This window comes from Pseudomonas synxantha BG33R (genome assembly GCF_000263715.2).
GTDB lineage: Bacteria > Pseudomonadota > Gammaproteobacteria > Pseudomonadales > Pseudomonadaceae > Aquipseudomonas > Aquipseudomonas synxantha_A.
Map to the genome: position 1 here is coordinate 5,811,111 of NZ_CM001514.1, position 25,668 is coordinate 5,836,778.

19 protein-coding genes are annotated in these 25,668 nt (G+C 60.7%); 14 read left to right on the forward strand and 5 right to left on the reverse strand.

Translation table 11 applies throughout. The features are described 5' to 3' along the window. The first annotated feature begins 411 nt into the window (after nucleotides 1-411). From PSEBG33_RS02190 to choV, 3 genes are all read left to right on the forward strand, one after another. Nucleotides 412-1,359, forward strand: a complete 948-nt coding sequence (locus PSEBG33_RS02190) for a choline ABC transporter substrate-binding protein (protein WP_005792169.1) — start codon at nucleotides 412-414, stop codon at nucleotides 1,357-1,359. Between the two features lie 69 nt (nucleotides 1,360-1,428). After that, nucleotides 1,429-2,274: a choline ABC transporter permease subunit gene (gene choW / locus PSEBG33_RS02185; RefSeq protein ID WP_003194913.1), complete on the forward strand. Its 846-nt coding sequence runs from the start codon at nucleotides 1,429-1,431 to the stop codon at nucleotides 2,272-2,274. Further along, on the forward strand, nucleotides 2,271-3,449 hold the full coding sequence (gene choV, locus PSEBG33_RS02180; protein WP_005792170.1) for a choline ABC transporter ATP-binding protein: 1,179 nt from the start codon (nucleotides 2,271-2,273) through the stop codon (nucleotides 3,447-3,449). The genes choW and choV overlap by 4 nt, the downstream gene beginning before the upstream one ends. 155 nt (nucleotides 3,450-3,604) lie before the next feature. Here the strand turns inward: choV and PSEBG33_RS02175 are convergent, their stop codons facing one another. After that, nucleotides 3,605-5,539, reverse strand: coding sequence for a BCCT family transporter (locus PSEBG33_RS02175; protein WP_232289439.1), 1,935 nt, complete (start codon nucleotides 5,537-5,539; stop codon nucleotides 3,605-3,607). A 390-nt stretch (nucleotides 5,540-5,929) separates the two neighbouring features. Here PSEBG33_RS02175 and betI point away from each other — a divergent pair, with 390 nt between their 5' ends. The 10 genes from betI to yccS all read left to right on the forward strand — a co-directional run bounded on the left by betI (nucleotide 5,930) and on the right by yccS (nucleotide 20,667). Continuing rightward, on the forward strand, nucleotides 5,930-6,523 hold the full coding sequence (gene betI / locus PSEBG33_RS02170) for a transcriptional regulator BetI (RefSeq protein WP_005792172.1): 594 nt from the start codon (nucleotides 5,930-5,932) through the stop codon (nucleotides 6,521-6,523). Nucleotides 6,524-6,633: 110 nt separating this feature from the next. Next, nucleotides 6,634-8,106 (forward strand): betaine-aldehyde dehydrogenase, encoded by a 1,473-nt coding sequence (betB, locus tag PSEBG33_RS02165; protein ID WP_005792173.1) that lies wholly within the window; start codon nucleotides 6,634-6,636, stop codon nucleotides 8,104-8,106. A 156-nt stretch (nucleotides 8,107-8,262) separates the two neighbouring features. Then, complete coding sequence (gene betA / locus PSEBG33_RS02160; protein WP_005792174.1) at nucleotides 8,263-9,966, forward strand: choline dehydrogenase; 1,704 nt, start codon at nucleotides 8,263-8,265, stop codon at nucleotides 9,964-9,966. 204 nt (nucleotides 9,967-10,170) lie between these two features. After that, a complete protein-coding gene (locus tag PSEBG33_RS02155; RefSeq protein WP_005792175.1) occupies nucleotides 10,171-11,613 on the forward strand; it encodes a TldD/PmbA family protein in 1,443 nt (480 codons plus the stop codon). Further along, the gene (locus PSEBG33_RS02150; protein ID WP_005792176.1) at nucleotides 11,613-12,929 is read left to right on the forward strand and encodes a TldD/PmbA family protein; all 1,317 of its coding nucleotides are present in this window, start codon (nucleotides 11,613-11,615) and stop codon (nucleotides 12,927-12,929) included. The genes PSEBG33_RS02155 and PSEBG33_RS02150 overlap by 1 nt, the downstream gene beginning before the upstream one ends. A 243-nt stretch (nucleotides 12,930-13,172) precedes the next feature. Next, a complete protein-coding gene (locus PSEBG33_RS02145; RefSeq protein ID WP_005792177.1) occupies nucleotides 13,173-14,045 on the forward strand; it encodes an alpha/beta fold hydrolase in 873 nt (290 codons plus the stop codon). A 53-nt stretch (nucleotides 14,046-14,098) separates the two neighbouring features. Further along, nucleotides 14,099-15,526, forward strand: coding sequence for a multidrug transporter subunit MdtD (gene mdtD, locus PSEBG33_RS02140; protein ID WP_005792178.1), 1,428 nt, complete (start codon nucleotides 14,099-14,101; stop codon nucleotides 15,524-15,526). A 130-nt stretch (nucleotides 15,527-15,656) separates the two neighbouring features. Beyond that, nucleotides 15,657-16,994, forward strand: a complete 1,338-nt coding sequence (dbpA, locus tag PSEBG33_RS02135; RefSeq protein WP_232289440.1) for an ATP-dependent RNA helicase DbpA — start codon at nucleotides 15,657-15,659, stop codon at nucleotides 16,992-16,994. A 159-nt stretch (nucleotides 16,995-17,153) separates the two neighbouring features. After that, nucleotides 17,154-18,332, forward strand: coding sequence for an NAD(P)/FAD-dependent oxidoreductase (locus PSEBG33_RS02130; protein ID WP_005792180.1), 1,179 nt, complete (start codon nucleotides 17,154-17,156; stop codon nucleotides 18,330-18,332). 151 nt (nucleotides 18,333-18,483) lie between these two features. Further along, nucleotides 18,484-20,667, forward strand: coding sequence for a YccS family putative transporter (yccS, locus tag PSEBG33_RS02125; protein ID WP_005792181.1), 2,184 nt, complete (start codon nucleotides 18,484-18,486; stop codon nucleotides 20,665-20,667). A gap of 124 nt (nucleotides 20,668-20,791) precedes the next feature. On the opposite strand, the gene PSEBG33_RS02120 is transcribed toward yccS, so the two are convergent. Beyond that, nucleotides 20,792-21,529, reverse strand: coding sequence for a substrate-binding periplasmic protein (locus PSEBG33_RS02120; protein WP_005792182.1), 738 nt, complete (start codon nucleotides 21,527-21,529; stop codon nucleotides 20,792-20,794). 197 nt (nucleotides 21,530-21,726) lie between these two features. On the opposite strand from PSEBG33_RS02120, the gene PSEBG33_RS02115 reads away from it, so the two are divergent. After that, nucleotides 21,727-22,179 carry a GNAT family N-acetyltransferase gene (locus tag PSEBG33_RS02115; protein WP_005792183.1) on the forward strand — a complete coding sequence of 151 codons (453 nt, stop codon included), beginning with the start codon at nucleotides 21,727-21,729 and terminating at the stop codon, nucleotides 22,177-22,179. A 512-nt stretch (nucleotides 22,180-22,691) separates the two neighbouring features. Here the strand turns inward: PSEBG33_RS02115 and PSEBG33_RS02110 are convergent. From PSEBG33_RS02110 to PSEBG33_RS02100, 3 genes are read right to left on the reverse strand one after another with little or no spacing between them, the layout of a single operon-like run. Next, on the reverse strand, nucleotides 22,692-22,988 hold the full coding sequence (locus PSEBG33_RS02110; RefSeq protein WP_005792184.1) for a winged helix-turn-helix domain-containing protein: 297 nt from the start codon (nucleotides 22,986-22,988) through the stop codon (nucleotides 22,692-22,694). Nucleotides 22,989-23,005: 17 nt separating this feature from the next. Beyond that, on the reverse strand, nucleotides 23,006-23,506 hold the full coding sequence (locus PSEBG33_RS02105; RefSeq protein WP_005792185.1) for a M48 family metallopeptidase: 501 nt from the start codon (nucleotides 23,504-23,506) through the stop codon (nucleotides 23,006-23,008). 42 nt (nucleotides 23,507-23,548) lie between these two features. Beyond that, nucleotides 23,549-25,654, reverse strand: coding sequence for a putative bifunctional diguanylate cyclase/phosphodiesterase (locus PSEBG33_RS02100; RefSeq protein WP_005792186.1), 2,106 nt, complete (start codon nucleotides 25,652-25,654; stop codon nucleotides 23,549-23,551). Between the last annotated feature and the right edge of the window lie 14 nt (nucleotides 25,655-25,668).

Below are 25,668 nucleotides of genomic sequence, written 5' to 3' on the forward strand. Positions count from 1 at the left end.
TGTAACTCCTCGATAAGCGCGGGCCGGGCTTGAACGAGGTGCTACGCTCAGATCGCCCAGATGGCGGCATCATCAAGCTTTTGTTGCTCGCCACGGCGTCTCACACCGACGCATCCATGCTCACCAGCGTCGCTCGCGTGCGAACGCCTGTTTTGGCCGTTTTTTGCGGTGCAGATGGGTAAAAACAGCAGTTTTACCTTGGGAAAAAGCTGTAAGCGACGTCATCGGTACTGGATGCGACCCTCCCTGTACTGGATACGACGCCCCCTGTAGGCGTCAGATTTTCACTGGTACATGATCAGTCTCGACTCGTTTGCAAGGCACCGCGCCAGAGCTGTTCTCGCACGCTCCAACCGCAACACTTATAAAGCGCGGCGAATGCCGCCAGAAAAGACACAGGAGTCTACCCCGATGAAAGGTTCACCCTCGTTGTTGTTGGCCGCCATGCTGAGTCTGCCCCTCATGGCACACGCCGCAGAACCGGAACAGTGCAAGACCGTCAACTTCTCCGATGTCGGCTGGACCGACATCACCGTCACCACCGCGACCACCAGCGAAATCCTCAAGGGCCTGGGCTACAAGCCGCGCACCACGATGATTTCGGTACCGGTGACCTACAAGTCCCTGGCCGACGGCAAGAACATGGACATCTTCCTCGGCAACTGGATGCCAACCATGGAAAACGACATCAAGCAGTACCGTGATGCCGGCACCGTGGAAACCGTGCGCGCCAACCTGGAGAACGCCAAGTACACCCTGGCGGTCCCACAGGCGCTGTACGACAAGGGCCTGAAAGACTTCGCCGATATCGCCAAATTCAAGGATGAGCTGGGCGGCAAGATCTACGGCATCGAGCCGGGCAACGACGGCAACCGCACCATCCAGACACTGATCGACAAAGACGCCTTCGGCCTCAAGACCGCCGGCTTCAAGGTGGTCGAGTCCAGCGAAGCCGGGATGCTCTCCCAGGTTGAACGCGCCTCCAAGCGCAACCAGGCCATCGTGTTCCTCGGCTGGGAACCGCACCCGATGAACACCCGCTTCAAGATGAAGTACCTGACCGGCGGCGACGATTCGTTCGGCCCCAACTATGGCCAGGCCACCATCTACACCAACACCCGCAAGGGCTACACCCAGGAATGCAGCAACGTCGGCCAGTTGCTGAAAAACCTGGTGTTCACGCTGGACATGGAAAGCACCCTGATGGGTAACGTCCTGGACGACAAGATGAAGGCCGACGCCGCCGCCAAGGCCTGGCTGCAGAAGAACCCGCAAGTGCTCGACACCTGGCTCGCCGGTGTCACCACCGTCGATGGCAAACCAGGGATCGATGCCGTTAAAGCTTACCTCGCCAAATAGCACCCGCTGACCCCGGGCCGGTGCGCTGGCCCGGGATGTTTTCCCCTTCGCATGTGGACATTCACTACCATGCTGACTGAACAGAAAATCCCTCTAGGCCAGTACATCGCTGCCTTCGTCGACTGGTTGACCCAACACGGTGCCAACTATTTCGACGCAATCGCATCGACACTGGAAACGATGATCCACGGCGTGACGTTTGCGCTGACCTGGTTCAATCCGCTGGCATTGATCGGTCTGATTGCGCTGCTGGCTCACTTCATTCAACGCAAGTGGGGCCTGACGGTTTTTGTCATCGCCTCCTTCCTGCTGATCCTCAACCTGGGGTACTGGCAGGAAACCATGGAGACTCTGGCGCAGGTGTTGTTCGCCACCCTGGTCTGCGTGGTCATCGGCGTGCCGCTGGGCATTGTTGCCGCGCACAAGCCGATGTTCTACACCATGATGCGGCCGGTGCTCGACCTGATGCAGACCGTACCGACCTTCGTCTACCTCATCCCTACCCTGACCCTCTTCGGGCTGGGGGTGGTGCCCGGGCTGATTTCCACGGTGGTGTTCGCGATTGCCGCGCCGATCCGCCTGACCTACCTGGGTATCCGCGATGTGCCGCAAGAGTTGATGGACGCCGGTAAAGCCTTTGGCTGCTCGCGCCGCCAGTTGCTCTCGCGCATCGAGTTGCCCCACGCCATGCCGAGCATCGCCGCCGGCATTACCCAATGCATCATGCTGTCGTTGTCGATGGTGGTGATCGCCGCCCTGGTGGGTGCCGACGGCCTCGGCAAGCCGGTGGTCAACGCACTGAACACCGCTGACATCGCCTTGGGCTTTGAAGCGGGTCTGGCGATCGTCTTGCTGGCCATCATGCTCGACCGTATCTGCAAACAACCCGACGCTAAAGTAGGGGGTGATGCATGAGCATTATCCGATTCGACAATGTCGACGTGATCTTTTCCAAAGACCCACGCGAAGCGCTCAAGCTGCTGGACCAGGGCATGAGCCGTAACGAAATTCTGAAGAAGACCGGGCAGATTGTCGGCGTTGAAAAGGCCAGCCTGGATATCGAGAAAGGCGAGATCTGTGTGCTGATGGGCTTGTCGGGTTCCGGCAAGTCGAGCCTGCTGCGCTGCATCAACGGCCTCAACACCGTCAGCCGTGGCCAACTGTTTGTAGAGCATGAAGGTCGCCAGATCGACATCGCCTCCTGCACCCCCGCCGAGTTGAAAATGATGCGCACCAAACGCATCGCCATGGTGTTCCAGAAGTTCGCCCTGATGCCTTGGCTGACGGTGCGCGAGAACATCAGCTTCGGCCTGGAAATGCAGGGCCGTCCGGAGAAGGAACGGCGCACGCTGGTGGATGAAAAGCTTGAACTGGTGGGCCTGAGCCAATGGCGCAACAAGAAGCCCGACGAGCTGTCCGGCGGTATGCAGCAACGCGTCGGCCTGGCCCGCGCCCTGGCGATGGACGCCGATATCCTGCTGATGGACGAACCCTTCTCGGCCCTCGACCCGCTGATTCGCCAAGGCTTGCAGGATGAGCTGCTGGAGCTGCAACGCAAGTTGAGCAAGACCATCGTGTTCGTCAGCCACGACCTGGATGAAGCGCTGAAACTGGGCAGCCGTATCGCGATCATGAAAGACGGCAAAATCATCCAGTACAGCGTGCCGGAAGAGATCGTGCTGAACCCGGCGGACGACTATGTGCGCACCTTCGTCGCCCACACCAACCCGCTGAACGTGCTGTGCGGACGCAGCCTGATGCGCACGCTGGACAACTGCAAGCGCGTGAACGGTTCGGTGTGCCTTGATCCGGGTGGTGACTCGTGGCTGGACCTGGCCGAAGGCAACACCATCCAGGGCGCACGCCAGAATGGCGTGGCGATGAACCTGCAGAATTGGGCGCCGGGGCAAGCGGTGGAAGGTCTGGGCCGGGTGCCGACGCTGGTGGACTCCAACATCGGTATGCGCGATGCGTTGCAGATTCGCTACCAGACGGGGAACAAGCTGGTGTTGCATGACAACAACAAGGTGGTGGGGATCTTGGGTGACAGTGAGCTCTACCATGCCCTGCTGGGCAAGAACCTGGGCTGACGCTCACTAAAGCAATGCGGTCAATGTGGGAGCTGGCTTGCCTGCGATAGCTATGTTGGATTCACCCTTGCTATCGCAGGCAAGCCAGCTCCCACATTCGACCGCATTCAATGCTTGCAACAGCGGCGCCAGTGAAGGCGCCGCCAGCTCAACTATCAGCTATAGACCCGGCCAAGGAGCTGCCGATGGCTTTCAAACTGATCGAGCACATCCCGGGTGATCTGTTCCTGGGTGAAGCCCATCAGGTCGTATTCCTGAGGCCCGTTGTGCAGGTACACCTCGGCGCGGTAATAACGGGTGCGCTCTTCTTCAGGCAAGTCAGCCGGCGCCGACGAGTAAGCATCCAGGCTCACTTCGTAGACAAACGGGTTGCCCTCTTCCATCTCGATCCGCACGCCGATGCAGCGCTTGGACTTGCCCAGCAGTGTCTGCACTTCCAGCCCTTGCTCACGCAGCGCAACCGCCGCTTCTTCCAGCGCCGGCGTTACGTGCTTGTCCATAAAGCGTTGCACGGTGGCCTGGCTCGGTTGCAGGTCCAGCGCCGTCAAGCGCTCGCTGAACCCACGACGCCCGCGTTCAGCCAGTTGCGCCTGCTCCTGTTCGATGGCCACGTCCTGGCGCATCGCCTTGTGCAAACCGAACATAAAGAAGATCAGCACCACCGAGAACGGCAGCCCTGCCAGCACCACCATGGTTTGCATGGCTTCGAAGTTGCCGGCAAACAACAGGCCGATCGTCACCAGCGTAATGACCGCCGACCAGAAGATCCGCAACCAGTGCGGCGCATCTTCGTCCACATTGCCGCCTTTGCAGGACAGGTTGGCCATCATCACCGCGCCGGAATCCGCCGGGGTCAGGAACAACACAAAGCCCACGAAGATCGATACGCCGATGACAATTTTCGATGCCGGGTAATGCTCAAGCAGTTGGTAGATGGCCATGGACGGTTGCTCCAGCGCCGTCTTGCCCAACTCCACCGCCCCGTGGTTCAACACCAGGTCCAGGGCCGAGTTACCGAAGATCGACAGCCACGCCAGGGTAAAGCCCAGCGGGATCAGCAACACGCCAGCTACCAGCTCACGCACGGTACGACCGCGGGAAATACGTGCGATGAACATACCCACAAATGGCGCCCAGGAAATCCACCAGGCCCAGTAGAACAGGGTCCACAGGCCCATCCAGCGCTCGGTCTTGTCGGCGTCGCCTTCGTACACGTACAGGTCGAAGGTTTTCAGAATGATGCCGTTGAGGTAATCGCCGGTGTTCTGCACCAGGCCGTTGAGCAGGTGCAGGGTCGGGCCGAACAGCAGCACAAAAATCAGCAAGCCGCTGAACAGCACGATGTTGAGGTTGGACAGGCGGCGAATACCGTTTTCCACGCCCGATACAGCGGCGATGGTTGCCACGGTGCTCATCACGATGATCACGATCAGCAAGTTGGTGTTGCTGTGCTCCATGCCAAACAGGTTTTCCAGCCCCGAGGACACCTGCATCGAGCCGATACCCAGGTTGGTCACCAGCCCCAGCAAGGTGACGAACATGCCGAAACCGTCTACCGCATGGCCGGCCGCGCCCTTCACCCAACGCTCGCCCACCAGTGGGTAAAGCGCCGAACGCAAGGCCAGCGGCTGGTTATGACGGTACGCAAAATACGCCACAGCCAGGCCGACCAGGGCATAGATCGCCCAACCGTGCAGGCCCCAATGCAGGAAGGTCAGCTGCAGCGCCTGGCGGGCCGCGCCATTGCTGGCCGCTGCGCCTTCGGGCGGGTTGAAGTAGTGGTCCAGCGGCTCGGACGCACCGAAATACAACAGCGAAATGCCGATGCCCGACGAGAACAACATGCCGGCCCAGGCGCCGTAGCTGAAGTCCGGGGTGTCGTCCTTACTACCCAGTTTCAATTTCCCGTAGGACGAAAACGCCAGACCGACCACAAACACCAGGTAGGCGGCGATGACCACCATGTAGTACCAGCCAAAGCTCTTGGAAAGCCAGGCCTGGGCTACGCCGAGCATGCGCCCGGCCTCCTGCGGGGCGATGATCAGGATGGCGGTCAATATCAGAATCAGCGCGGTGGAGGTGTAGAACACCCAACCGTTGACCCGGACCTTTTCCGGCGGGGTCTTTATAAGAGAGGCAGAACTCATGGCGCAGATGCTCCAGGCAGTGCGAGAGAGAAACACAAGGCAACGGTTATCCCGGGACATCGATTTTTCGGCAGTCGACGGACGGGTGTTATAAAGACACCCCGAAAATTCTTGAGCCCGCCGAAGCGGTGATCAGGCGCTGAAGTGGCCTGTTTCAAGGGTTTTTGCAGGTGTCAGAGGTTGCAGCTCGCAGGTAGGAAATATCTGTAGGCAGCGACCATTTGTCGCAGATCTTATTCTTTGTTGATTGAACGTTCAATCAAAACAAAATAGACTGGCCCTCAAGCCGACGGACGTGGATCGCCCATCGGCAGGCCTAAGGAGAGGTGCTACATGCCCAAGGTCGGTATGCAACCCATACGCCGCCAGCAGTTGATCGAAGCCACTTTGACGGCCATCGATCAGGTCGGAATGGGAGATGCCAGCATTGCGCTGATTGCGCGGCTGGCCGGCGTCTCGAACGGCATCATCAGTCACTACTTTCAGGACAAGAACGGCCTGATTGCAGCGACCATGCGCTACCTGATGAATGCGTTGATCGAGAACGTCCACGAACGCAGGCGTGCCTTGAAGGATGACAGCCCACGGGCACACCTTCAGGTGATCATCGAAGGCAACTTCGACGCCAGCCAGGTCAACGGCCCGGCAATGAAAACCTGGCTGGCCTTCTGGGCCACCAGCATGCACCACCCGTCATTGCACAGGTTGCAGCGGATCAACGATCACCGTCTGTATTCCAACCTGTGTTGCCAGTTCCGCCGTGCGATGCCGTTACCCGAGGCACGCAGCGCAGCCCGCGGCCTGGCGGCTTTGATCGACGGTTTGTGGTTGCGCGGCGCCCTGTCGGGAGACGCTTTCGACACGGAGCAAGCGCAACGGATCGCTTACGAATACATGGATTTCCAATTGGCCAAGCAGGTGAGTTAGAGCACTTATAAACGCTCAACCCCTGAACGTCCGCCGCTCAGTGTTGCCACAACTCCATGGCCCACTGTACGGCGGGTAACGCCAACCACTTATGCACTTGCGAGGACTTTATGGCCCGTTTCGACCTGCAAAAACTCTACATTGACGGCGGCTACAGCGACGCTGGCAGCGATGCCACCTTCGAAGCCATCAACCCGGCTAACGGTGAAGTTCTCGCCCAAGTGCAACGCGCCACGAAAGAAGACGTCGAGCGTGCCGTGGTCAGCGCTGAAAAGGGCCAGAAAATCTGGGCTGCCATGACCGCCATGGAGCGTTCGCGCATCCTGCGTCGTGCTGTCGACATCCTGCGCGAGCGCAACGATGAACTGGCCGCCCTGGAAACACTGGACACCGGTAAAGCCTTCTCCGAAACCAAGTACGTCGACATCGTCACCGGCGCCGACGTGCTGGAATACTACGCAGGCCTGGTGCCAGCCATCGAAGGCGAGCAGATCCCGCTGCGCGACACCTCCTTCGTCTACACCCGCCGCGAGCCGCTGGGTGTAGTCGCCGGTATCGGCGCGTGGAACTACCCGATCCAGATCGCCCTGTGGAAATCCGCTCCGGCCCTGGCTGCCGGCAACGCGATGATCTTCAAGCCAAGCGAAGTCACCTCGCTGACCACCCTGAAACTGGCCGAGATCTACACCGAAGCCGGCGTTCCGGCTGGCGTGTTCAACGTACTGACCGGCAGCGGCCGTGAAGTCGGCACTTGGCTGACCGAGCACCCGCGCATCGAGAAAGTCTCGTTCACCGGCGGCACCGACACCGGCAAGAAAGTCATGGCCAGCGCCTCGAGTTCGTCGCTCAAGGAAGTGACCATGGAACTGGGCGGCAAGTCGCCACTGATCGTGTTCGAAGACGCCGACCTGGATCGCGCCGCCGACATCGCGATGATGGCCAACTTCTACAGCTCCGGCCAGGTCTGCACCAACGGCACACGTGTGTTCGTGCCCAAGCATCTGCAAGCTGCGTTTGAAGCCAAGATTGTCGAGCGCGTTGCGCGCATCCGTGTCGGCGACCCGCAGGACGACAACACCAACTTCGGCCCGCTGGTCAGCTTCGCCCACATGGAAAGCGTGCTGGGCTACATCGCCAAAGGTAAGGAAGAAGGCGCCCGCCTGCTGTGCGGCGGCGATCGCCTGACCGACGGCGACTTCGCCAAAGGCGCCTTCGTGGCCCCGACCGTGTTCACCGACTGCACCGATGAGATGACCATCGTGCGTGAAGAAATTTTCGGCCCAGTGATGAGCATCCTCACCTACGAGACCGAAGAAGAAGTGATCCGTCGCGCCAACGACACCGACTTCGGCCTGGCTGCCGGCCTGGTGACCCGCGACCTGAACCGCGCCCACCGCGTGATTCATCAACTGGAAGCGGGTATCTGCTGGATCAACGCCTGGGGCGAGTCCGACGCCAAGATGCCGGTCGGTGGTTACAAGCAATCCGGTGTGGGCCGTGAGAACGGGATCAGCTCGCTGAACAACTTCACCCGCATCAAATCGGTACAGGTTGAGCTGGGCGATTACGCCTCGGTGTTCTAACACCTGCGAGTCTTGTATTGCCCGTGAGGCCATCGCGGGCAAGCCCGGCTCCTACATTTGCGCTGTGTGAACCCGATCAAATGTGGGAGCTGGCTTGCCTGCGATCGAGTGCGAAGCACTCGCCAGACCTGACCACACTTCAAAGAGGGTACATTCATGTCCCAAGAATACGATTACATCATTGTGGGTGCCGGCTCCGCCGGTAACACCCTGGCGACCCGTCTGACCGAAGACGAAGGCGTCACTGTTTTGCTGCTCGAAGCCGGTGGCCCGGACTACCGCCTCGACTTCCGTACCCAGATGCCAGCCGCCCTGGCCTTCCCGCTGCAAGGCCGCCGTTACAACTGGGCCTACGAAACCGATCCAGAGCCACACATGGACGGCCGCCGGATGGAATGCGGGCGCGGCAAGGGCCTGGGTGGTTCTTCGCTGATCAACGGCATGTGCTATATCCGTGGCAATGCCATGGACTATGACAACTGGTCGAAGCTGCCCGGTCTGGAAGACTGGACCTACCTCGACTGCCTGCCTTATTTCCGCAAGGCCGAAACCCGCGACATCGGCCCCAACGATTACCACGGCGGTGAAGGCCCGGTCAGCGTGACCACGCCGAAAGCGGGCAACAACCCGCTGTTCCACGCCATGGTCGAAGCCGGCGTACAAGCCGGTTACCCGCGTACCGAAGACTTGAACGGTTACCAGCAAGAAGGCTTCGGCCCGATGGACCGTACCGTCACGCCGAACGGCCGTCGCGCCAGCACCGCACGCGGTTACCTGGACACAGCTAAAAAGCGTTCGACCCTGACCATCGTCACCCACGCCCTTACCGACAAAGTGTTGTTCGAAGGCAAGCGTGCCGTTGGCGTGCGCTACCTGATCGGCGCCGCCGAAGAGCGCGTTGAAGCCCGTGCGCGTAAAGAAGTGCTGGTGTGCAGCGGCGCGATCGCTTCGCCGCAACTGCTGCAACGCTCCGGCGTCGGCCCGGCCAAGCTGCTGGAAAGCCTCGACATCCCAGTAGTCCACGACCTGCCGGGCGTCGGCGAAAACCTGCAGGATCACCTTGAGCTGTACCTGCAATATGCGTGCACCCAGCCGGTGTCGCTGTACCCATCGCTGCTCTGGTACAACCAGCCGGCCATCGGTGCCGAGTGGCTGTTCAACGGCACCGGTATCGGCGCCAGCAACCAGTTCGAAGCCGGCGGTTTTATCCGTTCGCGTCCGGAATTCGAGTGGCCGAACATCCAGTACCACTTCCTGCCGGTGGCGATTAACTACAACGGCAGCAACGGTGTGAAAGAGCACGGTTTCCAGGCGCACATGGGCTCCATGCGTTCGCCAAGCCGTGGCCGCGTGCAATTGAAGTCGAAGAACCCACGGGACTACCCGAGCATCCTCTTCAACTACATGGCCACCGAGCAGGACTGGCAGGAATTTCGCGATGGCATCCGCCTGACCCGTGAAATCATGCAGCAGCCGGCACTGGATCAATACCGTGGCCGCGAAATCAGCCCGGGTATTGAAGTGCAAACCGATGAGCAACTCGACAAGTTCATCCGCGAGCACGCCGAAACCGCGTTCCACCCGTCCTGCTCGTGCAAGATGGGCACCGACGAGATGGCCGTAGTGGATGGCGAAGGCCGCGTGCATGGTATGCAGGGCTTGCGTGTAGTCGATGCGTCGATCATGCCGATCATCACCACCGGTAACCTGAACGCGCCGACGATCATGATCGCCGAAAAAATCGCCGACAAGATCCGTGGCCGCAAGCCACTGCCACGCAGCACCGCCGACTACTACGTGGCAGGCGATGCGCCGGTGCGTGGCAAGCCGATGCGTGAAGTAGGCCCTACTGCGCAGTAACTGATACACCGCGGTGCCTGATATCGCAGGCAAGCCAGCTCCCACATTTGACTGTGTTCACAAATCAAAATGTGGGAGCGGGCTTGCCCGCGATGAGGCCCGACCCGACACCGCAAGCCCCCCCTACACTTTCCTTGATCAGCTCTGCGCCCCGGCCTACTCTGTTGGCCTGCCGCGCGCCGAGCCGCCCACAAGGAAGGCCCCATGTTCGAACACCACGCCACTCTCAAACAGCACTTCAGTGCCCTGCGCACCCGTGCCGAATTCTTCTCCCTGCGCTACGTACGCGAATCCGGCCAATACCTGTCGGTACGCAAGAACGTCGCCGAACCACCGCACCTGAGCCACGATGAAGGCGCCATGCTTACCGTGCGTCTCAATGGCGTAGAAGCCTATGCCGCGACCAACGACATTTCCCTTGCCGGCCTGCAAGCGGCCCTTGAGCGCGCCGAACAGCAAGCCCGGCTGATCCAGCCCCACGCCCTGCTCGACCTGCACCAACAGCCAGTGTCCAGCGACGTCGCCGACTACCTGTCCCCTGACCTCGACCAGCCCTTCCCGTCCCTGAGCGACTGCTACCAATTGCTCGGCGATGAATCTGCTGCCGTGCCCAGGGATGAGCGCCTGGTGACCTGGGAAGTGAGCCTTGGCACTACGCAGGTTGAACAGATCTATCTCAACAGCGCCGGCGCGCAATTGCGCCAGGCCCAGCGCTTCGTCTTCCCTGGCCTGAGTGTCACCGCCTTCGACGGCAACGACAGCCAGACCCGTACCCTGGGCGGTACCAACTTCGGCCAGCAAGGCAGTGCCGGTGTGATCCAGCGCTTTGGCCTGGTGGGCGCCGCCCGCAAGGTGGCCGACGAAGCCCTGCAATTGCTGCTCGCGCCGAATACGCCCCATGGCCCACGCGACCTGCTGCTGATGCCCGACCAGATGATCCTGCAGGTCCACGAATCCATCGGCCACCCGCTGGAGCTGGACCGTATCCTCGGTGACGAGCGCAATTACGCCGGCACCAGCTTTGTGAAGGCCAGCGACTTCGGCCATCTGCAATACGGCTCGCCGTTGCTTAACGTGACCTTCGACCCCGATATCCCCGAGCAACTGGCCAGCTACGGCCATGACGACGACGGCACCCGCGCCAGCAAGCAATTTCTGATCCGCGATGGCCTGCTGCTCAAGCCCTTGGGCGGTGCGTTGTCGCAATTTCGCGCCAACCTGCCAGGCGTCGCCAACAGCCGCGCCTGCGGCTGGAACCGCCCGCCCATCGATCGCATGGCCAACTTGAATATCGAGGCCGGCGATAAAAGCATGGCGCAATTGGTGGGCGGTATTGAAAACGGCATCCTGATGTCGACCAACCGTTCGTGGTCCATCGACGATGCGCGCAACAAGTTCCAGTTCGGTTGCGAGTGGGGCCAGTTGATTGAAAACGGCGAACTCAAGGGCGTGGTGAAGAACCCCAACTATCGGGCAATTTCCGCGCAATTCTGGCGCAACCTCAGCGCGGTCGGCGACGCCAGCACCTTCAAGGTATTGGGTACGCCCAACTGCGGCAAGGGCGAGCCCAACCAGGTGATCCGCGTCGGCCATGCGTCGCCGGCCTGTGTATTCAGTAACATTGACGTATTTGGGGGCGATGCCTGATGAACCACTTCAAGGCACTGGTGGACTGGCTCAAGCAGGCCGTCACCGACAAGGAGCAGTTCCACCTGGGTTACGCGGATGAATCGTCCGAGTTCGTGCGTTTCAACCACGCACAGGTGCGCCAGGCCGGCCAGGTGCAACAGGCCAGCCTGAACCTCAAGCTGATCAACGATGGCCGCCACGCCGACCTGGGCATCACCCTGTCCGGCGAGGCGGCACTGGATCGCCAGCGTCTGGCCAATGCCCTGCAACAGCTGCGTGAAACCCTGCCGCTGCTGCCACGTGATCCGTACCTGCTGCTCAACCACAACGCCTGGCAAAGCAGCAACGAACAGCGACGGCCGCTGCCGGCCCTGGCCCAGGTGCTGGACGACATCAGCCAGGCTGCCGACGGCGTCGATCTGGTCGGCTTCTACGCCGCCGGCCCCATCAGCCGTGGTTTCGCCAGTTCCTCGGGCGCGTTCGGCTGGCATTGCGCCAACAGCTTCAACTTCGATTTCAGCCTGTTCCACGCCAATGGCGAAGCGGTCAAGGCCAGCCACGCCGGGCACACCTGGGACAGCACCGAATTTGCCGCACGCTTTCAACAGGCCCGCGAGCAACTGGCGTTCCTGGGGCGGCCGCTGCACAAGCTGGCGCCCGGCCAATACCGTGCCTACCTTGCACCGCCAGCGCTGGAAGAAATCATCAGCATCATTACCTGGGGTGGTTTTTCGGCCCAGGCCATCGCCAGCAAAGGCAGTTCGTTGCAGCGCCTGTATGCCGGTGAGCAATCACTGAGCCCGCTGGTGACAATCAATGAACAGATCAGCGGTTCCCTGAGCCAGGCGTTTTCCACCGAAGGCTACCCGCGCGCGGATGTGCCCCTGATCCGGGCAGGCAAGGCCGAGGGCCAGTTGATCAACTCTCGCAGCGCCGCCGAATACGGTTTGAGCACCAACGGCGCCAGCAGCGACGAGTCTCCCAGCGCCTTGCAAATGGCGGCAGGCAGCCTGGTCCAGGCCGATATCCTCAAGCAGTTGGGCACCGGGTTATATATCAGCAACCTCTGGTACCTGAACTATTCCGACCTGCCAGCGGCGCGCCTGACCGGCATGACGCGCTTTGCCACGTTCTGGGTGGAAAACGGCGAAATCAAGGCGCCGGTCAGCACCATGCGCTTTGATGACAGTGTGTATCACTTGCTCGGTTCTCAGCTCGAAGCCCTGACCGCTGATCGGGAACTGCTACTGTCGGCCAGCACTTACAGCCAGCGCAATACCGCCTCCAACCTGCTGCCAGGTGCCTTGGTCAAACGCCTGACCTTGACATTGTAAACCCCGGTAATCCGGCCCTCTGTAGGCGCGAGCGCACCCGCGCCTACAGAGGGAATTGCACCCTCTCAGTCAGACTTTTCGCCGTTTCCTACCGCAAATTCCCAACTCACCGTCTTGAGCGCCCGGTTGGTTGTCGCCTGTAAAAAACCTCGTTATAACGGTTAGTGGCATCCCGCCACCCCACCCACGTGCCCGCACGTGATGCATGACCTTGCCCGGTAAACGGCAAGCTGGAGCGCTGATATGAACCATGGAAGTTTCGTCATTGAAAGGCTGTTCAAACACTACAACGTTCACGTAGAGCAGCTCGGTAATAACCCGCAAAGAAAAACCGTGCTGATGGTCAATGGCGCCCTGTCCACCACGCGTTCCTTTGCCCGCACCAGCAAATGCCTGGCCGAGCATTTCAATGTGCTGCTGTTCGATTTGCCATTCTCCGGCTACTCGCGCGAGCACAACACCGACCTCGACTTGGTTACCAAGGACGATGAGGTGCAAATCCTGCGCGCCCTGGTAGAGCGCTTTGAGGTCAACCATTTAGTGTCCGCCTCGTGGGGCGGCATCTCCACATTGCTGACCCTGGCGCACAACCCACCCTCCATCGAAAGCTCCGTGGTGATGGCCCTGGCCCCCAACCTCAATCAGGCCATGCTTGAATACGTGGAGCGCGTGCGCGTGTTGATCGAGGCCGATGACAAGTCCGCGGTCGGCCACCTGCTCAACGAGACGGTCGGCAAATACCTGTCGCCGCGCCTCAAGCGCAACAACCATCGGCACCTGTCGACCATGGCCACTACCGAGTACCGCCAGGCGCGCTTTCACATTCACCAGGTCCTGGCCTTGGGCGATGGCAACTATTTGCCGGCGCTGCGACAGATCGAGACGCCGGTGCACTTTCTCAACGGTGCCCTGGACGAATACACCCCGGCCGCCGAGGCCCAGCTGTTCAAACAATATGTAGGCCGCAGCAGCTTTGCGGTGGCCGAGCATACCGGCCACCTGCTGGACCTGGAGTCTCGGGAAGCGGCGCTGGCAGTTCACCGTGCATTGCTGGATTTCCTGGTCGGAGAGCACGCAACGTTGTCGGACTTAGACGAACCGCCAGTGGGAAAATGAGCGACGAATGGCGCATAATCGCCAACACATAGCCTGCTAATAAAAGGGTCCCCATGCCGAATCGTGCCCCTCTCGATGCCAAGACCGCCCGCTGGCTCCCCTGGGTGGTAGCGATTGCCTTCTTCATGCAATCGCTGGATGGGACGATCCTCAACACGGCTCTGCCGGCCATGGCCCGGGACCTCGCGGAGAACCCGCTGCGCATGCAGGGGGTGGTGATTGCCTACATGCTCACCGTCGCCCTTCTGATCCCCGCATCCGGTTGGATCGCCGACCGTTTTGGCACCAAGAAGATTTTCTTTGGCGCGATCATGCTGTTCAGTCTCGGCTCGCTGCTGTGCGCACTGTCCAGCAGTTTGACCATGCTGGTGGGCGCCCGGATAATCCAGGGCTTGGGCGGTGCGCTGATGCTGCCAGTCGGGCGGCTGGTGGTGCTGCGCGCCTATCCGCGTTCCGAGCTGGTGCGCATCATGGGTTTCATCACTATCCCCGGCCTGCTCGGCCCCTTACTGGGCCCGACCATGGGCGGCTGGATGGTGCAATACCTGACCTGGCACTGGATCTTCCTGATCAACCTGCCGGTGGGCATGATCGGCTGCTATGCCGTATGGAAGTTCATCCCCGACCTGCGCGGCAGCGAGCGCACGCGCTTCGACGGCCTGGGTTTCCTGCTGTTCGGCGCGGCGATGGTGCTGATCACCATCGCCATGGAGGGTCTGGGCGAACTGCACCTGCCGCACCTGCGGGTCATATTGCTGCTGTTCGGCGGGTTCGCCTGCCTGGCGGCGTACTGGCTGCGCGCCGGGCATATTGATAACCCGTTGTTCTCGCCGGTGCTGTTCAAGACCCGCACCTTTGCCGTAGGCATTCTGGGCAACCTGTTTGCGCGGCTGGGCAGCGGCGCACTGCCCTTCCTGGTACCGCTTTTGTTGCAGGTGGCACTAGGTTACTCGCCATCAGAAGCCGGGATGAGCATGCTGCCACTCGCGGCGGCGGCGATGTTTGCCAAATCCGTGGCAAGGCCGCTGATCGAGCGCCTCGGTTATCGCATCGTGCTGACCGGCAACACCTTGGCTCTGGGCATCATGCTGGCGAGCATGGGCCTGGTCAGCGAGCACACGCCCTACCCGCTGCTGCTGGCCATGCTGGCGGTGCTGGGGGCGATCAACTCGCTGCAATTCACGGCGATGAACACCGTGACCCTGATCGACCTCGACGACGCCCAGGCCAGCAGCGGCAACAGTTTGTTGTCGGTGGTGGCGCAGTTGTCCCTCAGCCTCGGCGTGGCCTGTGCCGGCGCGTTGCTTGGCGGGTTTACTGCCGAGGCCGGCAATGACGGTGTGGAAAGTGTCCTCGGCGCGTTCCAGCTGACCTTCCTCACCGTGGGCATCATGGCGATGCTGGCGGCGGCGATCTTCCTGCAATTGTCGCCAAAAGACGGCAAACGCGTGGTCAGCCGCGAGCACGATATCGAGCATTGACGGGCTTCTCGTCGAGAACTTGCGGGGAAAATCCCACAGGGCTGGTACACTGCGCGACATTTTGTTTTGCAGAGCCAGTCCCGTGACTACCATCGCCACCGCTTTTAATACTTTGCCCCTGTCCGCCGCCATGCTGGCTAACCTCGACTCGCTGGGTTACGTCGAGATGACGCAGATCCAGGCGCAAAGCTTGCCGGTGATCCTCAAGGGGCTGGACCTGATTGCCCAGGCCAAGACCGGCAGCGGCAAGACCGCCGCCTTCGGCATCGGCTTGTTGAACCCGATCAACCCACGTTACTTCGGTTGCCAGGCGCTGGTGATGTGCCCCACCCGTGAGCTGGCCGACCAGGTCGCCAAGGAAATCCGTCGCCTGGCCCGTGCCGAAGACAACATCAAGGTGCTGACCCTGTGCGGCGGCGTGTCCCTCGGCCCGCAGATCGCCTCCCTGGAGCATGGCGCCCACGTCATCGTCGGCACTCCGGGCCGCATCCAGCAGCACCTGCGCAAAGGCTCGCTGGTACTGGATGGCCTGAACACCCTGATCCTCGACGAAGCTGACCGTATGCTCGACATGGGCTTCTACGACGCCATCGAAGACATCATCAGCAAGACCCCGCCACGCCGCCAGACCCTGCTGTTCTCGGCCACCTACCCGGTGAGCATCAAGCAGCTGGCGTCCAAGTTCATGCGTGCGCCGCAGCAGGTGAAGGCCGAGGCGTTCCACTCCGACGACCAGATCGAACAGCGCTTCTACGAAATCTCCCCAGAAGAACGCATGGACGCGGTGACCAAGGTGCTGGCGCATTTCCGCCCGGCCTCCTGCGTGGCGTTCTGCTTCACCAAGCAGCAAGTGCAGGAAACTGTCGACCACCTGACGGCCAAAGGCATTTCCGCCGTCGGCCTGCACGGCGACCTGGAACAGCGCGACCGTGACCAGGTACTGGCGATGTTCGCCAACCGCAGCACCTCAGTGCTGGTGGCTACCGACGTGGCTGCCCGTGGCCTGGACATCGACTCGCTGGACATGGTGATCAACGTCGAACTGGCCCGCGACTCGGAGATCCACATTCACCGCGTGGGCCGTACCGGTCGTGCCGGCGAGACCGGTATCGCCATCAGCCTGGTGGCACCGTCCGAAGCGCACCGCGCCCAGGCCATCGAGCAACTGCAGAAGTCGCCGCTGAACTGGGACCAACTGGACAACCTCAAGCCGCAAAGCGGTGGCCCGTTGCTGCCGCAGATGAGTACCCTGTGCATCGCCGCCGGGCGTAAAGACAAGGTCCGCCCAGGCGACATTCTGGGTGCATTGACCGGTGAAGCCGGCATTCCGGGCGCCCAGGTCGGCAAGATTGCGATCTTTGACTTCCAGGCATTCGTGGCCGTAGAACGCGGAATCGCCAAGCAGGCGTTGCAGCGCTTGAATGACGGCAAGATCAAAGGCCGTTCGTTGCGCGTGCGGATCCTGTAAATATCTCGCACACCAATGGAGATTCAAATGTGGGAGGGGGCTTGCTCCCGATAGCGGAGTCTCAGTCAATATAGATGTGACTGAACCACCGCCATCGGGAGCAAGCCCCCTCCCACATTTGACTGTATTTCAATTCAGAATTTGTATGAGGACACCGTTTTGCGCTCGACCGAAGTTGTGATCATTGGCGCCGGCGCGGCAGGCTTGATGTGCGCACTGACCGCCGCCGGGCGTGGGCGCAAAGTGATGCTGATCGACCACGCCAACAAGGCCGGCAAGAAGATCCTGATGTCCGGTGGTGGCCGCTGTAACTTCACCAATATGTACACCGAGCCGGCCAACTTCCTCTCGCATAACGCGCACTTCTGCAAGTCGGCCCTGGCGCGCTACACCCAGTGGGATTTCATTGGGCTGGTGGCCAAGCACGGCGTGCCGTACCACGAGAAAAAACTCGGCCAGCTGTTCTGCGATAACAAGTCCAGCGACATCCTCGGCATGTTGCTCGATGAGTGCATCCAGACCGGCGTGAGCCTGCACCTGGACACCTCCATCGAGGAAATCGCCAGGCTCGATAACGGTTACCAATTGCAGACCACGCTCGGCGAGTTGCACTGCGAGTCGCTGGTGATTGCCACTGGTGGCTTGTCGATCCCCACACTGGGCGCCACCGGTTTCGGTTACCAAGTGGCCAGGCAATTCGGCCATGAACTGTTGCCGACCCGCGCCGGGCTGGTGCCGTTCACCATCACCGACCAGCTCAAGGAGTTGTGCAGCGAGTTGTCCGGCACCTCGGTGGATTGCCTGGTCAGCTGCAACGGCCAGAGCTTTCGCGAGAACATGCTATTCACCCATCGTGGCCTGAGCGGGCCGGCGATTTTGCAGATCTCGTCTTACTGGGAGTCCGGCGACACGGTGGAAATCAACCTGTTGCCCGATCATGACGCCCATGACTGGCTGCAACAGCAACAGGCCGAGCATCCCAACAGCGAGCTAAAGACCCTGCTGGGGGAGATTTTCACCAAGAAGATGGCCAACCTGCTGGCCCAGAGCTGGTTCGAATCCAAACCGATGAAGCAGTACACCCATGCTGAAATTGCCGATATCGCGCAAAAGCTTGGGAGCTGGCAACTCGTACCGGCCGGCACCGAGGGCTATCGCACTGCCGAGGTAACCTTAGGTGGAGTGGACACGCGGGAAGTATCTTCCAAGACCATGGAATCACTGAAAAGCCCTGGCCTGTACTTCATCGGCGAAGTGCTGGATGTGACCGGTCACTTGGGCGGGTTCAACTTCCAGTGGGCGTGGGCGTCGGGCTACGCAGCCGCGCAATACGCCTGACATAAAGCGGTAAAAATGTGGGAGCAAGCCCCCTCCCACATTGGTTTTGTAGTGATCTTGAATAATTTGCGGTTGGATGTGATCAGCACACTTGCCGTGGCGTCCTTGATAGCTCAATTTAGCGACAACGTCCCGGAAGACTCCAGACTTCATGTCATCGACCTCGTTCAAGCAGTCCATGCGGCGCCTGTGGGCGCTGGATAAATTCAGCTACAGCGTACGGGTGTTCATCGCCCTCACCGGCAGCATGGCGCTGTGTTGGTACCAGGATGAAATGACGCTGTTGATCCCGCTGTTCCTGGGGATTATCGCCAGCGCCCTGGCCGAGACTGATGACAGTTGGCAGGGCCGCCTCAACGCCCTGGCGGTGACACTGGTGTGTTTCAGCATCGCCGCGCTGTCGGTGGAATTGCTGTTCCCCTACCCCTGGATCTTTGCCATCGCCCTGGCTTTGGCCAGTTTCTCCCTGACCATGCTCGGTGCGCTGGGCGAACGCTATGGCGCGATTGCCTCGGCCACCCTGATTCTGTCGGTCTATACCATGATCGGCGTGGACCAACGCGGCGGCGCCGTCACCGACTTCTGGCATGAGCCGCTGCTGCTGGTGGCCGGCGCCGCCTGGTACGGCGTGCTGTCAGTGCTGTGGCAGGCGCTGTTTTCCAACCAGCCGGTGCAGCAGAGCCTGGCGCGGTTGTTCCGTGAGCTGGGGCGCTATCTCAAGCTCAAGTCATCCTTGTTCGAGCCGATCCGCCAACTGGATGTGGAAGCCCGACGCCTGGAACTGGCCCAGCAAAATGGCCGGGTGGTCGCCGCGCTGAATGCGGCCAAGGAAATCATTCTGCACCGTGTCGGCAATGGTCGACCGGGCTCGAAGGTCAGCCGTTACCTGAAGCTGTATTTCCTGGCCCAGGACATCCACGAACGCGCCAGTTCGTCTCACTACCCGTACAACGCCCTGACCGATGCCTTTTTCCACAGCGATGTGCTGTTTCGCTGCCAGCGCCTGCTGCGCCAGCAAGGCAAAGCCTGCCAGACCCTGGCCGAGTCGATCCAACTGCGCCAACCGTTCATCTATGACGACAGCTTCGCCGAGGCCCTGGGCGACCTGAACGCCTCCCTGGAGCACCTGCGCATCCAGAGCAACCCCGCCTGGCGTGGCCTGTTACGCTCGTTGCGCGCCTTGGCCGCCAACCTGTCCACCCTTGACCGCCTGCTGGGCGACGCCAGCAACCCCGATGCCCTGGCCGACGCTACCGACAGCAACCTGTTGGACCGCGCCCCGCGTAACTTCAAGGAAATGTGGACGCGCCTGCGCACCCAACTCACGCCGACGTCATTGCTGTTTCGCCACGCCTTGCGCCTGTCACTGGCATTGACCATCGGCTATGGCACCCTGCACGCCATCCACGCGTCCCAAGGTTACTGGATCATCCTCACTACCCTGTTCGTCTGCCAGCCGAGCTACGGCGCCACCCGCCGCAAACTCGGCCAGCGGATCATCGGCACCGCCATCGGCCTGACCGTGGCCTGGGCGCTGTTCGATTTGTTCCCCAACCCGGTCGTGCAATCGATGTTCGCCATCGCTGCGGGCCTGGTGTTCTTTATCAACCGCACCACGCGCTATACCCTGGCGACTGCAGCGATCACCCTGATGGTGCTGTTCTGCTTCAACCAGGTGGGCGATGGCTACGGGCTGTTTCTGCCTCGCCTGTTCGATACCCTGCTTGGCAGCCTGATCGCGGGCCTGGCGGTGTTCCTGTTCCTGCCCGACTGGCAAGGCCGACGCCTGAACAAAGTGCTGGCCAACACCCTGACCTGCAACAGCATCTACCTGCGCCAGATCATGCAGCAATACGCCGCCGGCAAGAGCGACGACCTGGCCTACCGCCTGGCCCGGCGCAACGCGCATAACGCCGATGCCGCGCTATCCACTACGCTGGCGAATATGCTGATGGAGCCTGGGCACTTTCGTAAGGAGGCCGACGTAGGCTTTCGCTTTCTGGTGCTGTCACACACCTTGCTCAGCTATTTGTCGGGTTTGGGTGCGCACCGCGAAACCCAGCTTCCGGCCGACGTGCGTGAGCATTTGATCGAAGGCGCAGGCAACAGCCTGGCGGCAAGCATTGATGAGATCGCAAGCGGCCTGGCCAACAAACAGCCGATTGCGATCCAGAGTGATGCCGAGGAAGGGTTGGCGGCAGAGTTGGAGCAAATGCCGGATGAGATCGATGAGGCGCAGCGGCTGGTGCAAACGCAGTTGGCGTTGATTTGTCGGCAGTTGGGGCCGTTGCGCACGTTGGCCGCGCACTTGATCAAAGACACCAGCGCGGCTTAGGCCGCTATCGGGGGCAAGTCGAATCGTCGCACCGCCCCTCCCACATTCGATTGGTGTATGCCGCTCCCTTGTGGGAGGGGCGATGCGACGATTCGACTTGCCCCCGATGAGGCCCGCACAGACGCTACATCCCATGCGCCTTCATCAACCGCGCATAACTGCCATCCGCCTTCATCCGTGCAATTTCCCGATCAAAACCGGCAACAATCTGCGCGTGTTCGGGGTTCTTCAGGCTGACCAGGATATGCAAGCTGTTCTGGCTCAAGGGCTCGCCCACAAACGCCACAGCATTGCGCACCCGCGGCGATTCCCGCGCCAGGTAGTAACGCGCTACGTATTCATCCTCCAACGTCAACCGCACGCGCTGGGCCGCCAACATGCGCACGGCCATGGCAAAGTTGTGCACCGGCACTTTCTGCAACAGTGTGTCTTGGTCAAACGCTGCCGAGTAGGCGTAGCCGCGCACCACGGCGATCTTCTCGTCGTGCAGTTCTGTCAGGTTGCGATAAGCAATGGGATCGTCGCTACGCTTGAGAAAGCGCACACGGTTAAGCAAATACTCGCGGGAAAACTGCCCCAACTGCGTACGGGCCTCGTCGTACCAGGCGTTGATCAGCACGTCGTAGCGCCCATCACCCACCCCCTTCAAGGCGCGAGCCCAAGGCACCTGGTCAAAATCACTGGCATACCCCGCACGGGCCAGGGCCGTGCTGACGATATCCGTGGCCAGGCCGCCATTGATCAGGGTGGCATCGGTAAACGGCGGCCAGCTATCCGCCACCAGGCGCAGGCGTTGTGCCAACACCGGTTGGGCCAGTAACAACACGGCGATCAAAGCAACGGCACGAGTCAATCGCGGCATGCTCAAAGTCCTTGGCGGGCAGGCAGTGGCCTGATAACAGTAGCTCATCAATGAGCGTGCACTGCAGATTACACAAAGAAGCCCGCTGCGCCCGCGCCGAATGATGGCAAATTGACGCCATTCACAAAATTACCATTTTAGACACCAGCGCCCGCCGCGCTTACTATTCTTGGCACGTCTTTATACGAGCACACATCATGACGGTCGATTGGGTCTGCAAACATCACGACGACTTGGGCAAGGAACAGCTGTACGCCATCCTGCGCCTGCGAAGCGAGGTCTTCGTCGTCGAGCAACAATGCGTTTACCAGGACATCGACGGCCAGGATCTGGCGGGCGATACCCACCACTTGATGGCCTGGCAAGATGATGAGCTGGTGGCCTACCTGCGGTTACTGGACCCTGAATCCCAGGGCGACGACGTAGTGATCGGCCGCGTCATCGTCGCGCCGGTGGCACGGGGCACCGGGCTGGGGCATCAAATGATGGAGGAAGCGCTCAAGCGCATTGAGAGTATCTGGCCAGAAATGCCGATTTTTCTCTCGGCCCAGGCGCATTTGCAGGGGTATTACGGACGGTATGGGTTTGTGGTGGTGGGTGAGGAATACCTGGAAGACGATATTCCACATATTGGTATGCGGCGGGCTTGATGGCCTCATCGGGGGCATGGGTATCTACACAACTTCGTAGCAGCCACCAGTAACCACGATGCGAAGCGAGCCGCTCTTGATCTTGATCTGCTTTTGATCTTGGGCGCCCCGTTAAACCACGCTGGCCGGAATTCGACAGGGATTTGGGGGGTAAACCGGCAGGGATGCCGGTTTAGCCGCCCCGCGCCATGGATGGCGCGTGGCGGCGGCCCCCCAAATCACTGGCGGATTACGGGCACACCGAGCCCAGGCGAGGTGCCGAGTGGTGGGGCAAGAGCCCTTTGGTTACTTTGGGGCTTTTCCAAAGTGACCCGCTGTCAGAGCGGAACCCTAAGTGGCCGTTACCTAAATAACGGATATGTACTCGGTTTGATCCGGCATCCTGGTCGGCCCTAAGGCCGCCATCGGGAGCAAGTCGAATCGTCGCACCGCCCCTCCCACAGGGTCCGGCTTCGCACCAAAGTTGTGTAGATACCCATGCTCATCGGGGGCAAGCCCAGCCACCACCTATGTCAGGGGTAACCCAACACCTGCTTGATCATCGCAAGATTGGCCGCGATCCACCCCCGGTCAATCGCACCCCAATCACGAATCCGATAATGCCCAGCGTGATTACGCGCCCCCTCTTCCTGCTCAAACTCGCACACGATATCCAAGTCAGCCAACGCCGCAATCGTGTCCTGGGCCGTGCGCCGTGGCATACCAGTGGCCTCGGTCAGCGCCGGGACGCTGCTGGCCAATTGGCTGTCGATCAAATACGCCACATACAGGCGGCGATAGAAGCTGCTTTTGGTCTTGCTCACATCCATGGTCTGTCGCCTTGTGGTTAGGGCTTGCCCTGCAAATCGCGCCAGGTAAGGTACACCCGCAGGTCGAATTCCACCTGATGGTAGTCCGGCATCATGTATTGGCAGAGTTTGTAGAACGCCTTGTTGTGGTCCGATTCCTTGAAGTGCGCCAGTTCATGCACCACGATCATGCGTAGAAACTGCGGGGCGGCCTCCTTGAACAGCGAAGCGATGCGAATCTCTTTCTTGGACTTGAGATTGCCGCCCTGTACCCGGGAAATCGTGGTGTGCAAACCCAAGGCTCGATGGGTCAGGTCCAGGCGGTTGTCGAACAGCACCTTGTCGATGGACGGTGCGTTGCGCAAGTGTTCCTGCTTCAGGGCCAGCGCGTAGGCGTACAGCGCCTTGTCGCTCTGCACGGTGTGGCGTTCGGGGTAACGCTGCTCCAGATAGGCACCCAACTGGTCCTTGGCGATCAGTTGACGCACTTGCTCCTGAAGCGCAGCGGGATAGGCCTGAAGGTATTTCAACGCAGTCATGGGGTGTGCAACGCAAATGGGACGGTCGCCAGTGTAGCGAATTCAACGCACGCGAGGGTACGACCAGCCGGCAACGTCCTCGGCCATCAACGGCAACGCCGCCCACGGCCCCTGGATACACGTGCAGCCATTGGCCTTGAGCCATTCTGTTTGCTCAAGGGTCTCTACGCCTTCAGCGATCACCAACACATCAAAATGCCCACACAACTGGATGATGCTGCGGGCCATTGCGGCATCCCGCGACGAGCCTGGCAGGCGCGCCACCAACTGCGGGTCAAGCTTGAGCGTGTCGAACGCAAGATCGCGCAAATGGGCCAGGGAGCAGTGGCCAGCACCAAAGTCATCCAGGGCTATACGCACGCCAATGCGGCGCAGTAACTGCAGCTGTTTGGCCGACTCCTCAAGGTTATTCATCAGGCAGTCTTCACTGATTTCCACCTCCAACTGCCGCCCACGCAGCCCATGTCGCTCCAGTACCTGCTGCAGTTGGTTGGCCAGGTTGGGCATATTGAACTGGCTGCTGCTCAGGCTCACGCTCAGCACCAGCTCAGGGTCGAAGGTAGCTTGCCAGGCCTGGCGCTGGGCAGCGACTTGCTGGTAGATCCAGGTGCTCAACTGGCTGATCAAGCGCGCCTCTTCCAACAGCGGCAAAAACAAACCTGGTGGCACATCGCCGACACTCGGATGCTGCCAGCGCAACAGTGCTTCGACACCGCGCAGACGCCCATCTTCCAGGCACACCTGGGGTTGGTACACCAAGGTGAAATCCTTGTTCGCAATGGCTGTGCGTACGCTGTCTTCGAGCATCAGCCGCGAACGGGCGCGGCCGTTCATTTCCTGGTCGTAGTAACGATACTGCTGACGTCCGGCGCGCTTGGCTTCGTACATAGCGATATCTGCTGCCCGTAACAGACCGCTCAGGTCCGAGCCGCAATCCGGAAACGTCGCAATGCCAATACTGACGCCGAGCATCACATCCAGACCGTCGACCTGCTGGCACACAGACACTCGCTCGATCAGCTTCTCCGCGATCTTCGCAGCCTGCTCGGGGAACTCCAGCTCCAGCAAGGCGGTGAACTCGTCCCCGCCGATGCGTCCGAGAATGTCGTAGGAACGCAGACATGCCTGCATTTGTTCAGAAACCCAACGCAGCACACGATCACCGGCGTCGTGGCCCAACGTATCGTTGACCCGCTTGAAGCCATCAAGGTCCAGGTACAGCAATACCAGCGCCTGCTCGCTGCGTTCGCCGCGCAGCAACGTATTCTCCACCGCCTGATGAAAACCCCGCCGGTTCAGCAGCCCGGTCAACGGGTCGGTCACGGCCTGGAACTCCAGCTGCTGGTGCAGGTGGCGCACTTCAGACATGTCCAGCACTGTCACCACCATCGCCTGCTGCTCGGCAGGCAAGGGCGCGCAGGATAACGCCACCGGCACCTGCTGGCCGCGACCCGTACGCAAAATGGCATCGTGCTGGCGCCACGTCTGGCCCTTGCGATACGCCTCGTACATCGGGAAGCCCAGCCAAGTGGGCACATGAGGTTTTTGCAGAAAACTGAGGAAACTCTCCCCCTGCAACTCGGCCATCGTGGCATTGAGCAGCCGCGAAATGGCCGGGTTGGCGTATTCGATCACACTGGTTTCGCCCACCACCAGAATGCCCTCGGCGGCGTTATCCAGCACCGAGGCATTGAAGGCGCGGGCCAGTTCCAGGTCATGGCTCAGGCGCTGCAAAGCGCGGCGATTACGCTGGTGATCCAGCAACGCCTGCACCTTGGGCTTGAGGATAAGTGGGTCAAACGGCTTGAACAGGTAGTCGATCGCACCGCTGGCATACCCTTCAAGCACCGCGTCGGGTGAATGGGCAGTGGCTGTCAGGAAGATAATCGGCGTCATGCGCGTGCGTTGGCTGCCACGCATCAGACGTGCCACCTCAAAGCCATCCATACCGGGCATGCGCACGTCCAGCAACACCAGGTCGACGTCGTGGGCCAGCAGCAATTCCAAGGCTTCCAGGCCGGAAGCGGCGGTCATTACCCGCCAGTCTTCACACTGCAATAGCGCACGCATGCTGACGAGGTTTTCCGGGTAGTCATCGACCACCAAAAGGACCGAACTGGCATCGCCTGGGTGTGGAGCGCAATCCATGCTACGTCTCTTCC

Coding starts and splice junctions, on each gene's coding strand:
- PSEBG33_RS02190 (WP_005792169.1), top strand. CDS start 412: ATGAAAGGTTCACCCTCGTTGTTGTTGGCCGCCATGCTGAGTCTGCCC.
- choW (WP_003194913.1), top strand. CDS start 1,429: ATGCTGACTGAACAGAAAATCCCTCTAGGCCAGTACATCGCTGCCTTC.
- choV (WP_005792170.1), top strand. CDS start 2,271: ATGAGCATTATCCGATTCGACAATGTCGACGTGATCTTTTCCAAAGAC.
- betI (WP_005792172.1), top strand. CDS start 5,930: ATGCCCAAGGTCGGTATGCAACCCATACGCCGCCAGCAGTTGATCGAA.
- betB (WP_005792173.1), top strand. CDS start 6,634: ATGGCCCGTTTCGACCTGCAAAAACTCTACATTGACGGCGGCTACAGC.
- betA (WP_005792174.1), top strand. CDS start 8,263: ATGTCCCAAGAATACGATTACATCATTGTGGGTGCCGGCTCCGCCGGT.
- PSEBG33_RS02155 (WP_005792175.1), top strand. CDS start 10,171: ATGTTCGAACACCACGCCACTCTCAAACAGCACTTCAGTGCCCTGCGC.
- PSEBG33_RS02150 (WP_005792176.1), top strand. CDS start 11,613: ATGAACCACTTCAAGGCACTGGTGGACTGGCTCAAGCAGGCCGTCACC.
- PSEBG33_RS02145 (WP_005792177.1), top strand. CDS start 13,173: ATGAACCATGGAAGTTTCGTCATTGAAAGGCTGTTCAAACACTACAAC.
- mdtD (WP_005792178.1), top strand. CDS start 14,099: ATGCCGAATCGTGCCCCTCTCGATGCCAAGACCGCCCGCTGGCTCCCC.
- dbpA (WP_232289440.1), top strand. CDS start 15,657: ATGCTGGCTAACCTCGACTCGCTGGGTTACGTCGAGATGACGCAGATC.
- yccS (WP_005792181.1), top strand. CDS start 18,484: ATGTCATCGACCTCGTTCAAGCAGTCCATGCGGCGCCTGTGGGCGCTG.
- PSEBG33_RS02120 (WP_005792182.1), bottom strand. CDS start 21,529: ATGCCGCGATTGACTCGTGCCGTTGCTTTGATCGCCGTGTTGTTACTG.
- PSEBG33_RS02115 (WP_005792183.1), top strand. CDS start 21,727: ATGACGGTCGATTGGGTCTGCAAACATCACGACGACTTGGGCAAGGAA.
- PSEBG33_RS02110 (WP_005792184.1), bottom strand. CDS start 22,988: ATGGATGTGAGCAAGACCAAAAGCAGCTTCTATCGCCGCCTGTATGTG.
- PSEBG33_RS02105 (WP_005792185.1), bottom strand. CDS start 23,506: ATGACTGCGTTGAAATACCTTCAGGCCTATCCCGCTGCGCTTCAGGAG.
- PSEBG33_RS02100 (WP_005792186.1), bottom strand. CDS start 25,654: ATGGATTGCGCTCCACACCCAGGCGATGCCAGTTCGGTCCTTTTGGTG.